Genomic DNA, 14,340 nt, shown 5'->3' with positions numbered 1-14,340 from the left:
CGGTACCTTCGCCTCGGCCTTGATGGGCGGCTGCAACGCCGAATGCCGCACCAGGCGTGTCTCATTGGCTTGCAGCCAGGTGCCGAATCCGGGACCGAGCCGGCTGTTGCCCAGTTCGCCCAGCAGGCGGGCCTTGCCGCCGCCGCCGCGCAAGATGGCCTGCACCATCGCCCGCAGCAGCGCGCGCACCAGCATCGCATGGCCGCGCGCGAAACTCTCGACCGCCTGCTGCATGTGGCGCGCCTGAGGCGCCGCCTCCCCGGGCCGCAGGCGTCCGGCCTGCCAGGCATGGGCAAAGCCGCCGCCATAGGCCTTGCCGACTTCCACGACCGCTTCGCCGATGTCCTCGGCCAGCCCCGGCAGGCCCATGAGCGCCATCAGGTGACCGGCGACCTGCACGCCGACGGAGGCGCCGGCCATGGCTCCGGGCACCGCTCCGCCGCCGCCGGCGAGAAATCCCAGCGCCGCCGGCCCCGCCGATGACCAGGCCGCCGCCCAGGTACAGCGCCGCCTCGGCCAGGGCTTCCCACAGGCTGCTCCAGACCGAGGTCAGGTCGATGCCGTCGAGTTCCTGGCGCAGCAGCAGGCGGGCGCGGGGATTGGAATCATTGAGGGCGTGGAGTACGCAGCTGGAACTGCGCAGGGCGGGAATGCGGGCGTTGGCCTGGCGCACCAGGGAGTCGAAGCCGAGGGAGGAGGAAAAGGACCAGGCGGCGAGGCGTTGCTCGATGGCCAGTCGCAGCGGAGCGGCGCTGTCGGTGGCTTGGCGCTGGTAGTCGTCGAGCAGGCGCTGGAGCTTGTGGAGGTGGGGAACGGAGGGAGAGCGCAGGAAAGCGAGGCTGGACATGGCGGGCGGATGTTGTCTGAAAGGAATCAACAGCAGCGCGCGATGTTAGCATTCTTTTAACTTCGGTGATGTTTTTTTGGCAACACATGGAAAACATTTGGGAGTCGCCCAGACGAGGCGAGGGCTCTTTGTAACAACTCCACCGCACCACTCGAGCTGTTTTGCGTCAAGACCCGCCGTATTCGTTCTCGTTTGGGGCGGAAATCTGTGCGGCGATCAGTATTTCCAGTTCCAGGGAGCAAGTTTCGGGCTGTGGAAAGTGCTTATCCATTGCTCCGTATGGAGAGGGGACCACCTGCCGCCCAGTGCATCGTAACCGCGCAAGGCATTGTCGAAACTACGCGCAAGACGATGCAGCGTCTCGGGACTGCATTTATTGGCCTTGCGCCTGACCGCCTTGAGTTCGTTTTGTATCAGCTTCACCGCGAGATCGCTGTTTGGACGTCCACTCGTCCCAAAGATGCCGGCGTCGGTCTTTCGTTTCGTGCTGATACCGTTGCTGTTGAGTTGGCTGATGAGGGATGCCAGCAGATGTGCCCGATGGTTCGGACTGTGAACCGTTGCCGGCAGCAATTCGGCGAGCATCTTGATGGCCTTGCGCTGCAGGTCATGGTTGACGGAAGAGGAATGGAGCAGGTGCGGAAGATGAAGGTCAATAAAGGTCCCCAGCACAGCCACCCGGTCCACAGGCTCAAGATCCCTGATTTTATGATTGATCATGCGAAGAACATTATTCTCGTCCTCGTATCGCATGCCCATATCAAAGGGTACAAGATAGCGCCCGTTACTATCCACGGCGGTGTAATCGCGGCAATCGCGCCGCATTAGTCCAATGAGCGTATCTCTGTCCTGCCGGGATTTACTCGAAAGAAGTACGCGATTTTTATTCCAGCTCTCACGCTGGGTTTCGGGGGAGTATGGCCGGGGCTTCGTCAACTTTTCCTGTTTGGTGTACTGCAGGTAGGCTTGATTGATTACGGCCGGCCGGCGGCGGGGAGGAACGATATGTCCCGCATGCTGTGAATGCACGGGCTGCGCCGTGGACGGGCGGCGCGCTTGTTCACCTGGAGGTTCGATGCGAGTGAAAACCGGATCAATCGGCCCGTATGGCCGCGTGTATCCTGACGGGAAGTTGGCATGACGCATTCGGCCCTCGGCGGAATAATTGAACATTGGGATGCTCGTCATGCACCCTCATTGCTTTTCTGGCTGCCTTGACGAACCGGTTAACACGGCGTTGAGGATAAATCTTTCATGAAGTGGACATAGCCGTGCAATGAAAATTGTTGAAGATCATGGTGGCTAAGCCGCCGCCGGCACAGACGGATCGACCTCCCGCCCTCCCTTTAATGTCTTACGGAAAAACGAAGCTCCATTAAGGTGCGGAAGTTTTGCTGAACGCAATGCCGGCAGAGAGAACGGGAGTTAAGGTTGTGGGATGCACATTGGTGCCAAGCCAGGAAAGCTCCCATGAACCTCGAAAAAGTCATATTTGCGTTTTTCATCGTCTTTGCCGCGACGCTGAATTTCGGCTTCTTCATCGGCGATATCGATCGCCCCGAGTTGCACAACATTTATGAACTGTTCGCCGCCATCGTGGTGAACATGATTGCCACGGTACTCAAGTTCGGCGACCGCACGCAGATCGGCGCGGTCCTGCTGTCGACCAGCCTGGTGGCCGACATTCAGCTGATCGCGGCCGCGGTGCTGTGGGCGGTGGTGGTGCATGTAACCGGTACCGGCATGACGCCGGAGCACACCTCCAGCGTGGTGTCGCTGTCCGGAGGCGCCTTGCTGGCCAACATCGTCTCGCTCATCATGCTGATCGTGGAAACCGTGATGATGCGACGCTAAGCCAACAAGCGCAAGCCCGAGCGACACCTAACGTGAACAGCGTTTTCTTTCTCGTCCTGCGGCGCATGCGCGCGCCGCTGATCCTGCTGATCGTTTTCTATGCGATTGCGGTGCTTGGCCTGACGCTCGTGCCCGGGGTGAACGAGGATGGCACGCCCTCGCCGCCGCTTAGCTTTTTCCATGCTTTCTACTTCATCAGCTATACCGCCACCACCATCGGTTTCGGCGAAATCCCGCGCGCTTTTTCCGACGGCCAGCGCCTTTGGGTGACGGTTTGCATCTACCTTACCGTGATTGCCTGGTCCTATGCGATCCTGACGCTGCTGGCGCTGGTGCAGGACAAGGCGTTTCAAAACACCTTGACCACCAGCCGTTTCGCGCGGCGGGTGGCGCGCATCCATACGCCGTTCTACCTGGTCTGCGGCTGCGGCGAAACCGGCAGCCTGATCTGCCGGGCGCTGGACATACTCGGCCTCGATTTCGTGATCCTGGAGAAGGATGGCCAGCGCGTCGAGGAACTCGAACTGGAAGACTTCATCACCAATGATCCGGCGCTGGCCGCCGACGCCAGCGTCACGAGCAACCTGCTGCTGGCCGGACTGCGGCATCGCAGGTGCCGCGGCGTGCTGGCCGTGACCAACGACGAGAACGCCAACCTGGCCATCGCCATCAACGTACGGCTGCTCAATCCGGCGATACCTGTGCTGGCAAGGGTGCGCAGCCCGCTCATCGCCGACAACATGGCATCCTTCGGAACCGACCACATCGTCAATGCCTATGAGCGGTTCGCGGAATATCTCGGCCTGGCCGTCGCCTCGCCGGAGCGTTTCCGCCTGATCGAGGTGCTGACCGGGCTGCCGGGTACGCCGCTGCCGGAAGTGCACCGCCCGCCCCACGGGCACTGGATCATCTGCGGCTACGGCACCTTCGGACGGGCGATCGAGCGCTATCTCGACCTGCCTGGCATACAGCTCACCTTCATCGACCCGCGTGCCTCCGGGCCGGGCTGCGAGCGTGTCGTACGCGGCACCGGGACCGAAGCGAACGTGCTGGAAAGCGCGGGCATCCGCCAGGCAAGCGGTATCGTGGCCGGCAGCGACGACGATTTGAAGAATCTGGCGATCGCCACCATGGCCAAGCGGCTGAACCCGGACATCTTCGTCGTCACCCGGCGCAACCATGCCGCCAGCGACGTGCTGTTCGATACCTTCGACGCCGATTTCAGCATGGTGCATACGCGGGTGGTGGCGCAGGAATGCATTTCCGTGCTGACCACGCCGCTGCTGGCCTACTTCCTTGCCGCCGTGCGGTCGGCCAATGCCGAATGGAGCCGGGAGCTGACCGCGCGCCTCGAAGCCATCTGCGGCAACGTGGTGCCGGAAGTCTGGGGCACCATCATCGATCCGGACGGCGCCCCGGCGGTGCACAAGGCCCTGAGCAAGGGCCAGCATGTCTTCGTCGCCCAGCTGGTACGGGACAATGCCGACTACGAACACGGCCTGCCCCTCGTTGTGCTGATGCTGATCCGCGGCGAACGCCGAATCCTGCTCCCGGACGCCGACTGCGAGCTTCAGCCGGGCGATGCCTTGCTGCTGGCGGGCCGGCATGAGGCCCGTTCGATCATGACATTGACGCTGCAGAATTCCAATGCGCTTGAATACGTGCTGACCCGCCAGGACGACCGCGGGAAGCCGGCCTAAACACACTTGCCACCGGCATGCAACGACACGATGCATGCGGCACCGCACATCGGCGGTGCACGCCCAAGGTGCATATCCCTGCTTCCTGCTCCCTTGTAATGCACCGCACCCCATTTTGAAGCGCAAACCGGGCAGGTTTCCCGCATTCCGGCCCCAAATCGCTTGGCATGCCGATTGCTAAAGCCTAATGCAAAGCAATTGTGCTTATCAAAGTGGGGTCCAATGCCGGACCTCATGGACAATGGTGTCCTGTGAATCGGAACGCGGCTGTCAAGGCCGACGCGCCGGTCCACGCAAACTTATGGTTTGCATATGTCAGAGTCATTCAGCAAGCATCTTCTTTCTCACCGCATGGCAGCAGCCAATGCGCATCTCATGGCCCGACGAGGCTTTCAATCGATTGATCCCGGCGCCGGCAAGTGCGCCGGCAAGGGCCGCTCGCGACAATCGCGCTAGATAAACAGAACATGCGGCGAAATCGCACGCCGCGCGAACGCCGCCCCGATCCGGCAAGACAACCCGCTTTGCCGTGCGGATGAATGCACGGCCGCGCCGCCGCATCCGCTATCGACTGAAAACACGGCAGAACAACACGCGCTTGAAAAAGGAGTAACACATGAAGATCATCGTCATCGGCCATGGCATGGTGGGCCACAAGTTCCTTGAAAGCCTCGATGAGGCAGGGCTGCGCGATGCCAGCGTCACTGTGCTGTGCGAAGAGCCGCGTCCGGCTTACGACCGCGTTCACTTGTCCGAATTTTTCTCCGGCAAGACGGCCGAGGACCTTTCGCTGGTCGCATCCGGCTTCTTCGATCGCGGCAACCTGCTCCTCAGGCTCAATACCCGCGCTATTGCCATTGACCGCCAGGCCAGGACCGTGACGGTCGGCAGCGGTGAGACCCTGTCCTATGACAAGCTAGTGATCGCCACCGGTTCCACTCCCTTCGTGCCGCCCATCCCCGGCAAGGACCGCGCCGACTGCTTCGTCTACCGCACCATCGAAGATCTGGAAGCCATGCTGGAGTGCGGCGCGCGTTCCCGCAGCGGCGTGGTGATCGGCGGCGGACTGCTCGGCCTGGAATGCGCGAAGGCGCTGCGCGACATGCAGCTGCAGACCCACGTGGTGGAATTCTCTCCGCGCCTGATGGCGGTGCAGGTTGACGATGCCGGCGGCCGCACGCTGCGCAACAAGATCGAAGATCTCGGCGTGCTGGTCCATGTGCAAAAGAATACGGTCGAAATCATCGACGGCGAACAGGCGAAGCACCGCATGGTATTCGCCGACGGCAGCCACCTGGAGACCGACATGATCGTGTTCTCGGCCGGGATCCGCCCGCGTGACGAACTGGCCCGCGCCAGCGGCCTCGACATCGGTGCGCGCGGCGGTGTCGCGATCGACAATCATTGCCTCACCTCCGACAAGGATATCTACGCCATCGGCGAATGCGCCGCCTGGAACGGGCAGGTCTTCGGACTGGTCGCACCCGGCTACGACATGGCCCGCACCGCAGCGAAACACCTGGCCGGCCAGGATGCCGAATTCCTGGGCGCCGACATGAGCACCAAGCTTAAGCTCATGGGCGTGGACGTGGCCAGCATCGGCGACTGCATGGGCAGCACCGCCGGCAGCCGCGCCTACCAGTTCAGCGACGAGCGCAAGCAGGTCTACAAGAAGATCGTGGTGTCCGACTGCGGCAAGCATCTGCTGGGCGCGGTGCTGGTCGGCGATGCCGCCGAGTACGGCACGCTGCTGCAGATGATGCTCAACCGCATCGAGCTGCCGAAGGATCCCGAATTCCTGATCCTGCCGCAGAGCGACGGCAAGGCCAGGCCGGGGCTGGGCGTCGACGCGCTGCCGGCTTCGGCCCAGATCTGCTCCTGCAACAATGTCTCCAAGGGCCAGCTGTGCGAGGCAGTCGCCGGCGGCGCAATCAACATCGGCGACCTGAAGGCCTGCACCAAGGCCGGCACCGCCTGCGGCGGCTGCGTTCCGCTGGTGACCCAGGTCATGAAGGCCGAGATGAGAAAGCAGGGCCTGGCGGTGAACAATCACCTGTGCGAACACTTCCCGTATTCGCGCCAGGAGCTGTTCCACCTGATCCGCGTGGGCAGGATCAAGACCTTCGGCGCCTTGCTGGCCGCACATGGCAAGGGACTGGGCTGCGACGTCTGCAAGCCGGTGGCCGCCAGCATCTTCGCCTCCTGCTGGAACGACTTCGTGCTCAACCAGGAGCATGCCAGCCTGCAGGATTCCAATGACTACTTCCTCGGCAACATCCAGAAGGACGGGACTTATTCGGTGGTGCCGCGCATGGCGGGCGGCGAAGTCACCCCGGATGGACTGATCGCGGTCGGCCAGGTGGCCAAGAAGTACGGGTTGTACACCAAGATCACCGGCGGGCAGCGGGTGGATCTGTTCGGCGCGCGGGTCGATCAGCTGCCGGCGATCTGGGAAGAGCTGATTGCGGCCGGCTTCGAGTCCGGCCATGCATATGGCAAGTCGCTGCGCACGGTGAAGTCGTGCGTGGGCTCAACCTGGTGCCGCTATGGCGTCGACGACAGCGTCGGCCTCGCGATCGAACTGGAGAACCGTTACAAGGGTCTGCGCGCGCCGCACAAGATCAAGTTCGGCGTATCGGGCTGCACCCGCGAATGCGCCGAAGCGCAGGGCAAGGACGTGGGCGTGATCGCCACCGAGAAGGGCTGGAACCTGTACGTCTGCGGAAACGGCGGCATGAAGCCCCGCCATGCCGAGCTGCTGGCGTCGGACCTGTCGAAGGAACAGCTGGTGAAGTACATCGACCGCTTCCTGATGTTCTACATTCGCACCGCAGATCGCCTGCAGCGCACCAGCGTCTGGCGCGACAACCTGGAAGGCGGCCTCGACTACCTCAAGGAGGTCGTGGTGAACGACAAGCTGGGGCTCGCCGCGGAACTGGAAGCGGACATGCAACACGTAGTTGATACCTATGCCTGCGAATGGAAAAACGCAGTCGAGGACGAGCAGACGCGCAAGCGCTTCCGGCAGTTCGTCAACAGCGACGTGCCGGACCAGAACGTGGTGTTCGTCGAGGAGCGAGGGCAGATCCGCCCGGCGACCCAGGAAGAACGCAGGAAGACCATCCCGATTGCGCAAGTGGCATAAGAAAGGAACAACGACATGGAAGCGACGATGGAAGCAGCAATGGAAAACGCGGCATTGGACTGCATGCCGGCCGAACCGGCGGAGAAAAATGCCGAAGCGACTTGGCACGCGGTGTGTTCGATCGATGACATCGTGCCCAACACCGGCATCTGTGCGTTGCTGCGGGAACGGCATGTGGCGGTGTTCAGGCTCCTCGGCGACGCCGAGCAGGTGTTCGCGATCGACAACTTCGACCCGAATTCCCAGGCCAGCGTGCTGTCGCGCGGGCTGGTAGGCAACCTCGGCAACAGGATCATGGTGGCATCGCCGATCTACAAGCATCACTTCGATCTGGAAACCGGCGAATGCCTGGAAGCGCCGCGCAACTCCGTGAGCGCGTACCAGGTGCGGGTGGAGAACCGCACGGTGTGGGTCAAGGCCTGACAGCAAGGCCTGACAGCACGCTGCTGATTTCTTAATCAATTCTAATCATAGTAAGTTAAGGGAAGAAAACATCATGGCCTATCTGGCACCTTCGGAATTTGTCACCAAGATGGTTGACGCGGGCGAGTCGAAAATCTACATGTCGACACGCGATACCCTCATCCGCGCCTACATGGCCGGCGCAATCCTCGCGCTTGCCGCCGTGTTCGCCGTCACCATCTCGGTCCAGACTGGCCAGCCGCTGCTGGGCGCTGTGCTGTTTCCGGTAGGCTTTTGCATGCTGTACCTGCTTGGTTTCGACCTCCTGACCGGCGTGTTCGTGCTCACGCCGCTGGCCTATCTCGACAAGCGCCCGGGAGTCACCATCAAGGCGATCCTGAAGAACTGGGGCCTGGTTTTCCTCGGCAACTTCGCCGGCGCCTTCACCGTCGCCGTGATGATGGCCATCATCTTTACCAACGGCTTCTCCACCGAGCCGAGCGCGGTCGGCCATGCAATCGGCGTAATCGGCGAAAGCCGCACGCTCGGCTATGCGGAATACGGCGCGGCCGGCATGCTGACGCTGTTCGTTCGCGGCATGCTCTGCAACTGGATGGTGTCGACCGGTGTAGTCGGTGCGATGATCTCTACCACGGTCAGCGGCAAGGTCATTGCGATGTGGATGCCGATCATGCTGTTCTTTTACATGACATTCGAACACTCCGTGGTCAACATGTTCCTGTTCCCGTCCGGCTTGCTGCTCGGCGGCCACTTCTCGCTGATGGATTACCTCATCTGGAACGAGATTCCCACGGTGCTCGGCAACCTGATCGGCGGCCTGGCCTTCACCGGCCTGACGCTGTACACCACGCACATCAAGACCGCGCCGAAGCGTTCGTTCAAATAATCGGTTCTCCTTTCGACCTCCGGATTCGCCGCCCGGCATACCACCGCCGGCGCGGAAGAGAGAGCCCCGGTGCCGTCTGGTACCGGGGCTTTTTTTCAAACCTTGTACCGCACATGAGCGATCAGTTGAAAATCTCCGTTGGACAGCATTCCGACAAGGGGCGCAAGCCGGGCAACCAGGATTTCCACGGTGCCTGCATGCCGAAAGAGCCGCAGCTCGGCCTGAAAGGCTTCGTCATCGCGCTTGCTGACGGCATCAGCAGCAGCGATGTCAGCCACATCGCCAGCCAGTCCGCGGTCACCAGCGTGCTGGAAGATTATTACTGCACTTCCGAAGCATGGTCGGTGAAGACCTCGATTGAGCGCGTGCTGGTGGCAACCAATTCCTGGCTGCACGCGCAGACGCGGCAGAGCCAGTACCGCTTCGACAAGGACCGGGGCTATGTCTGCACCCTGAGCGCGATGGTCATCAAGTCGAACACCGCGCATCTCTTCCACGTCGGCGACGCCCGCATCTACCAGGTAAGCGGCAATGCGCTCGAGCAGCTGACCAACGATCACCGCGTGCGGATATCGGCGGAAACGAGTTATCTCGGCAGGGCGCTTGGCGTCGATACCCATGTCGACATCGACTACCGGACTCGGGAAGTGGCGCCGGGGGATGTATTCGTGCTGGCCACCGACGGCGTGTATGAACATGTCGATGCATCCTTCATCACGGCGGAGATCGAACGCGCGGGCAATAATCTGGATGATGCCGCCCGGCGCATCGTCGAAGAAGCCTATCGACGCGGAAGCAATGACAATCTCACCCTGCAGGTGGTGCGGATCGATGCCTTGCCGAGCCCGGAGGCAAACGAGATCTACCGGCGCCTGTCCACCCTTCCTTTTCCGCCGCTGCCGGAAGCGAGATCGATGTTCGATGGTTACCGGATCGTCCGCGAAGTGCATGCCAGCAGCCGCAGCCATGTATACCTCGCCCTCGACGAAGAAACCAGAACCCACGTCATCCTGAAAATACCGTCGATCGACCTGCGCGATGACCCGGCGTATCTGGAGCGATTCCTGATGGAGGAGTGGATCGCCCGCCGCATCAACAGCGCCCATGTATTGAAGCCTTGTACGCAAACCCGCAAGCGCAATTATCTGTACGTGGCCACGGAGTACATCGAAGGCCAGACCCTGGCGCAATGGATGATCGACCATCCGCGTCCGGCGCTGGAGACGGTGCGTGCGATCATGGACCAGATCGCCAAAGGTTTGCGCGCCTTTCACCGGCTGGAAATGGTGCACCAGGACCTGCGGCCGGAAAATATCATGATCGACAGCACCGGAACCGTGAAGATCATCGACTTCGGCGCCACCCGGGTGGCCGGACTGATGGAAATCGCATCACCGCTCGAGCGCCACGGCCTGCTCGGCACGGCGCAATATGCGGCACCGGAATATTTCATCGGTGACGACGGTTCTGCGCGTTCCGACATTTTTTCCCTTGGCGTGATCGCCTACCAGATGCTCACCGGAAGGCTGCCTTACGGCGCCGAAGTGGCAAAGCTGAAAACCAGGGCGGAGCAACGCAGGCTGAAATACCAGCCCTCGCCGGAGATAAGGCCCGACATTCCGGCCTGGATCGACGAAGCGATCAGGATGGCTGTGCATCCGGATCCCGGCCAGCGCCATGAAGACGTAGCGGAGTTCGTATTCGACCTGCATCATCCCAACCAGGCTTTCCAGCGCAAGACACGACCACCGCTGATCGAACGCAATCCGGTGATGTTCTGGAAGGTGCTGTCGTTCGCCCTGATGATCGTGGTCCTGACCTTGCTCGGCTTGAGGTAGCGGACCGGAACCGCGGCGGCGGCTCCGGACTGCAGGCGGCTCGCGTCGCGGATTGCGTCGTTTACCTTATTGCGATGGGATTGATGATCGCCTGCACGGCGCCGGTGATTCTCGACGGCCCGAGCGTGAAGAAGGATTCCCACGCCTGATCCTTCACCATTTCTTCGGTATTCATGTTTTCGAGTATATGGATACCGTTCATGGGCAGCAGGATCTGGTGAACTTCGAACGTACCTGCATTCGGCTCGGCCGGCAGCACCTCGACTGCCCAGCTGTCGGAGCCTACCATGGCCACTCCAAGCGATGCGAGATACCTGGCGCCCTCGATGCCCAGCCCGGGTTCGCCTGCGCTGTAGCGCGCATCGTCCTTGCCGATCAGTTTCGCCCAGCCGGTATAGAACAGGACGACATCCCCTTTCTCAATGGACTTGATACCCTGTTTCTGCATCGCGCCGTCGATCTCCGCCTTGTTGAAGGGGGTGCCTTCCTTGACGGGATTCATGCCGAAATAACTGGTCATGTCGAGCAGGATGGCCCGCGTGGCAATCGCCGGGACCTGCTCAATGCCGAGCTTTCTCAAGCCGTCTTTCCTGACGAAGTCGGATGCCTTGTTGCAGTTGTAATAGACGTCGTCGATCCCGATATGACCCAGGCCGTCCAGCTGAGAACCGATACCGACCCAGCCGTTGATGATGTCATCGTTGTAACTCGTCTTGCTCGGTCCGAGCGGCCCGTTTTCCTGGCCGGGCTGCACCACGCTCAGTTCGAAGGTACGGGGCGCGAAGGCGGGCGTATTCTTGTTGGTCTCGATGCCGAGCCGATATGACTTTCCGGTCTTGATCAGCTTGCTCGCTCGAAGCGTCTTTTCGGGCGTAACGTAATTGAGGTTCCCGATCTGGTCATCGGGACCGAACTTGGAAGGGAAGCAGCTTTGTTCGGCATGAGCGGGCAAGGCAAGCATGGATGCCGCGATCAAGCTGCCTGCGAAAAACTTCGATAGCGGGATAGGACTGTTCAACATCGTTTGTCTCCTTGGAAAGGTAATTGGTTGATTCATGCAACGATGGTTCTCCCTCTTGCTGTCTTCAGGTCTGTCTTGCTGCCTGATTCATGCCATTTTCATGCCATTTTTTTCTGCGCTTCCGTAATCGTCCAGTAATAGATCGTGCTGCCTTCGACGACTTCGGTCTTCTCGGGAGGCCATTCATCGCCCATGTCGAAGGCGTGCGATACGACACGCGTGCCCGGTTTCAGTTGTTTCCATAGTTGCGGGCGCAGCTTGCGGTTGACGCTGTTAAGCAAATACAGGGTCACCACCGTCGCTTCGGAAAGATCGGTGGCAAACAGGTCTCCGACCATGAATTTCGTCTTGCCGCCCACGCCTGCCTTCCTGGCATTGTCCTTGGCTTCCTTGATGCGCTTGGGATCGAGGTCGATGCCGATTCCTTGAGCACCATACTTCCTTGCCGCTGTGACGACCATCCTTCCGTCGCCGCAGCCAAGGTCGTACAGCACATCGTTCTTGCCGACATTTGCCATCTGGAGCATGCGGTTGACGACATTTTGCGGCGTTGGCACATAGGGGACATCGAGCTGCCGCGCGGGGCCATTGCTTTGGGCGAGCGCCGGCATGCCGGAGAAGCAGGAGGCGATTGCCAGGGCGCACCGCTTCAACGCCTTGCGGCGCGCAAGCTGGTGTGCAAGAGAGACATCGGGGGCATCTGAAATTCGCATGCGGAATCCTTCGTCACAAAAGTGTTGCAGGGAAAGTCGGGAACATCGGATTGATGCTCAATAAATAATCATCATAGAACCGACCTGGCTTTGTTAGCGATGGGATGCGACACAACTCCATGCAGCTTTGTGATTGCTCAATCATCAAGACTCATGATTAACGAGACGGAACGGATTAATCACGTTTCATGAAACGATGAAGCGATGATGTATTACGACGTTTCCAGTCTTCCATGCTTAAGCATTTCAGAAATTAATGATTAAAAAAGATGTTTTCATAAGCTTTTGCAACGACGCAACACCGGGCGAAAAATCTTGATGGCAATCATTTATGGTTTTCCTCCCCTGAAGGAAAGAGCCCTTAAACTTCGATTACTCCTTGCACACGCAACCGATATGCATGGCGGGGATGAGGCCGGTGCGCGTGGCTTTGTCAGCACGCACCGGCCGATTGGATTGGCGGTTCCCGCACCCTGTCGAGTGAATCAAGCTGACAGCCGAATGGCGGGCCGGGATTCCGGACAGGGTGTTTTTTCTTTCCGCTATAGCGTTTTCAGTTTGACTGGACTAGGCACGGAAGCGGCGGCGTCCGTCTCCGGGACGCCTGTCTTAATGCTGTAAATACCCTGCAGATGGCTTCGGTGCAGGCAGTGCCTTGTTCCAGGCAATCAAATCATTTCCACAGCGCGCACTTGCTCTGCGCTTTCGTGGTGAAGGCTTGTTCTCCGGGAATGGTCTGCACCACCTTGTAGTAATCCCAAGGATATTTCGATTCCGAAGGCTCCTTTACCTGCATCAGGTACATGTCGTGCACCATGCGGCCGTCGCCGCGGATCTCGCCGTTTTTCGCGAAGAAGTCATTCACCTTGGTTTTCTTCATCTGGGCCATCACCTTGTCCGGATCGTCGGTGCCGGCAGCCTTCACCGCGTTCAGGTAATGCATCGTCGCCGAGTAATCGGCGGCTTGGATCATGGACGGCATTTTCTTCATCACGCCGAAGAAGCGCCGCGCCCACTGTCGCGATTCTTCGCTTTGGTCCCAGTACCAGCCGTCGGTCAGATACATGCCCTTGGTCAGGTTCAGCCCGAGCGCATGCACATCATTGATGAACATGAGCAGGCCCGCCAGCTTCATGCTCTTGGTGATGCCGAATTCATTGGCGGCCTTGATCGAGTTGATGGTGTCGCCGCCGGCATTGGCGAGGCCGAGGATCTGTGCCTTCGATGTCTGCGCCTGCAGCAGGAAGGAGGAGAAATCCGATGCCGAGAGCGGGTGCTTGACGCTGCCGACGATATTGCCGCCCGCCGCTTTCACCACTTCCGCCGTATCCCGCTCCAGGGACGCGCCGAACGCGTAGTCTGCGGTAAGGAAGTACCAGTTCTTGCCTCCCTGCTTGACGATGGCCGAGCCGGTGCCGTTGGCCAGCGCCACGGTGTCGTAGGCATAGTGCACGGTGTAGGGCGTGCAGTCTTCATTGGTCAGTCGGGCGGTGGCACCGCCGATATTGATGTAGGGCCGCTTCTTTTCCGCGGCGATTTTCGCCATCGCAAGGCCGGCGCCCGAGTTGGAACCGCCCAGCAGCATGTCCACTCCCTGCTGGTCGAACCATTCCCTCGCCTTGGAGGCGGCGATGTCGGCCTTGTTCTGATGGTCTGCGGAAACGAATTCGATCGGCTTGCCCAGCACCGTGCCGCCGAAGTCGGCGATCGCCATCTTGACTGCCTCGGCGCCGCCGGAGCCGTCGATATCGGCATAGAGGCCGGACATGTCGGTGATCAGTCCGACCCGGACCACATCGCCGGACACCTGGGCATGGACGGGAAGGGCGATCCACATGGCCATGGCGGCGCTTGCCGCAGCCGCGGCAGCTGTCTTTTTCATCATCATTGTCTCTCTCCTTGTATATGTAAAT

The 14,340-nt window shown here is 60.5% G+C and carries 10 protein-coding genes and 1 pseudogene; 6 read left to right on the top strand and 5 right to left on the bottom strand.

All coding sequences use genetic code 11. The annotated features are described in order from the left end of the window. Positions 1-847: pseudogene (locus RY831_RS19430) on the bottom strand (DUF6861 domain-containing protein); the annotation flags it as partial. A gap of 216 nt (positions 848-1,063) precedes the next feature. Beyond that, entirely contained in the window at positions 1,064-2,035 is a 972-nt protein-coding gene (locus RY831_RS19425; protein ID WP_326508034.1) for a hypothetical protein, read from the bottom strand. A 282-nt stretch (positions 2,036-2,317) separates the two neighbouring features. On the opposite strand from RY831_RS19425, the gene RY831_RS19420 reads away from it, so the two are divergent. The 6 genes from RY831_RS19420 to RY831_RS19395 all read left to right on the top strand — a co-directional run bounded on the left by RY831_RS19420 (position 2,318) and on the right by RY831_RS19395 (position 10,693). Continuing rightward, a complete protein-coding gene (locus RY831_RS19420; protein WP_326508033.1) occupies positions 2,318-2,701 on the top strand; it encodes a DUF6394 family protein in 384 nt (127 codons plus the stop codon). A gap of 32 nt (positions 2,702-2,733) precedes the next feature. Next, positions 2,734-4,401 carry a potassium channel family protein gene (locus RY831_RS19415; protein ID WP_326508032.1) on the top strand — a complete coding sequence of 556 codons (1,668 nt, stop codon included), beginning with the start codon at positions 2,734-2,736 and terminating at the stop codon, positions 4,399-4,401. 616 nt (positions 4,402-5,017) lie between these two features. After that, on the top strand, positions 5,018-7,546 hold the full coding sequence (gene nirB / locus RY831_RS19410; RefSeq protein ID WP_326508031.1) for a nitrite reductase large subunit NirB: 2,529 nt from the start codon (positions 5,018-5,020) through the stop codon (positions 7,544-7,546). A gap of 63 nt (positions 7,547-7,609) precedes the next feature. Then, entirely contained in the window at positions 7,610-7,969 is a 360-nt protein-coding gene (gene nirD / locus RY831_RS19405) for a nitrite reductase small subunit NirD (protein ID WP_326508040.1), read from the top strand. Positions 7,970-8,042: 73 nt separating this feature from the next. Then, positions 8,043-8,855: a formate/nitrite transporter family protein gene (locus RY831_RS19400; protein ID WP_326508030.1), complete on the top strand. Its 813-nt coding sequence runs from the start codon at positions 8,043-8,045 to the stop codon at positions 8,853-8,855. 125 nt (positions 8,856-8,980) lie between these two features. Continuing rightward, the gene (locus RY831_RS19395) at positions 8,981-10,693 is read left to right on the top strand and encodes a bifunctional protein-serine/threonine kinase/phosphatase (protein ID WP_326508029.1); all 1,713 of its coding nucleotides are present in this window, start codon (positions 8,981-8,983) and stop codon (positions 10,691-10,693) included. Positions 10,694-10,754: 61 nt separating this feature from the next. On the opposite strand, the gene RY831_RS19390 is transcribed toward RY831_RS19395, so the two are convergent. The 3 genes from RY831_RS19390 to RY831_RS19380 form a co-directional block, all read right to left on the bottom strand. Continuing rightward, positions 10,755-11,714, bottom strand: a complete 960-nt coding sequence (locus RY831_RS19390; protein ID WP_326508028.1) for a cyclase family protein — start codon at positions 11,712-11,714, stop codon at positions 10,755-10,757. Positions 11,715-11,812: 98 nt separating this feature from the next. Beyond that, a complete protein-coding gene (locus RY831_RS19385) occupies positions 11,813-12,427 on the bottom strand; it encodes an SAM-dependent methyltransferase (protein ID WP_326508027.1) in 615 nt (204 codons plus the stop codon). A 673-nt stretch (positions 12,428-13,100) separates the two neighbouring features. Next, on the bottom strand, positions 13,101-14,309 hold the full coding sequence (locus RY831_RS19380) for an ABC transporter substrate-binding protein (protein ID WP_326508039.1): 1,209 nt from the start codon (positions 14,307-14,309) through the stop codon (positions 13,101-13,103). Positions 14,310-14,340: the final 31 nt, after the last annotated feature.

It is taken from the genome of Noviherbaspirillum album (genome assembly GCF_035916955.1).
In the GTDB taxonomy this organism is placed as follows: domain Bacteria; phylum Pseudomonadota; class Gammaproteobacteria; order Burkholderiales; family Burkholderiaceae_D; genus Noviherbaspirillum; species Noviherbaspirillum album.
Note: the sequence above shows the minus strand (reverse complement) of the source record. Positions and strands in the feature narration are given on the sequence as shown.

Coding starts and splice junctions, on each gene's coding strand:
- RY831_RS19425 (WP_326508034.1), bottom strand. CDS start 2,035: ATGACGAGCATCCCAATGTTCAATTATTCCGCCGAGGGCCGAATGCGT.
- RY831_RS19420 (WP_326508033.1), top strand. CDS start 2,318: ATGAACCTCGAAAAAGTCATATTTGCGTTTTTCATCGTCTTTGCCGCG.
- nirB (WP_326508031.1), top strand. CDS start 5,018: ATGAAGATCATCGTCATCGGCCATGGCATGGTGGGCCACAAGTTCCTT.
- nirD (WP_326508040.1), top strand. CDS start 7,610: ATGCCGGCCGAACCGGCGGAGAAAAATGCCGAAGCGACTTGGCACGCG.
- RY831_RS19400 (WP_326508030.1), top strand. CDS start 8,043: ATGGCCTATCTGGCACCTTCGGAATTTGTCACCAAGATGGTTGACGCG.
- RY831_RS19390 (WP_326508028.1), bottom strand. CDS start 11,714: ATGTTGAACAGTCCTATCCCGCTATCGAAGTTTTTCGCAGGCAGCTTG.
- RY831_RS19385 (WP_326508027.1), bottom strand. CDS start 12,427: ATGCGAATTTCAGATGCCCCCGATGTCTCTCTTGCACACCAGCTTGCG.
- RY831_RS19380 (WP_326508039.1), bottom strand. CDS start 14,309: ATGAAAAAGACAGCTGCCGCGGCTGCGGCAAGCGCCGCCATGGCCATG.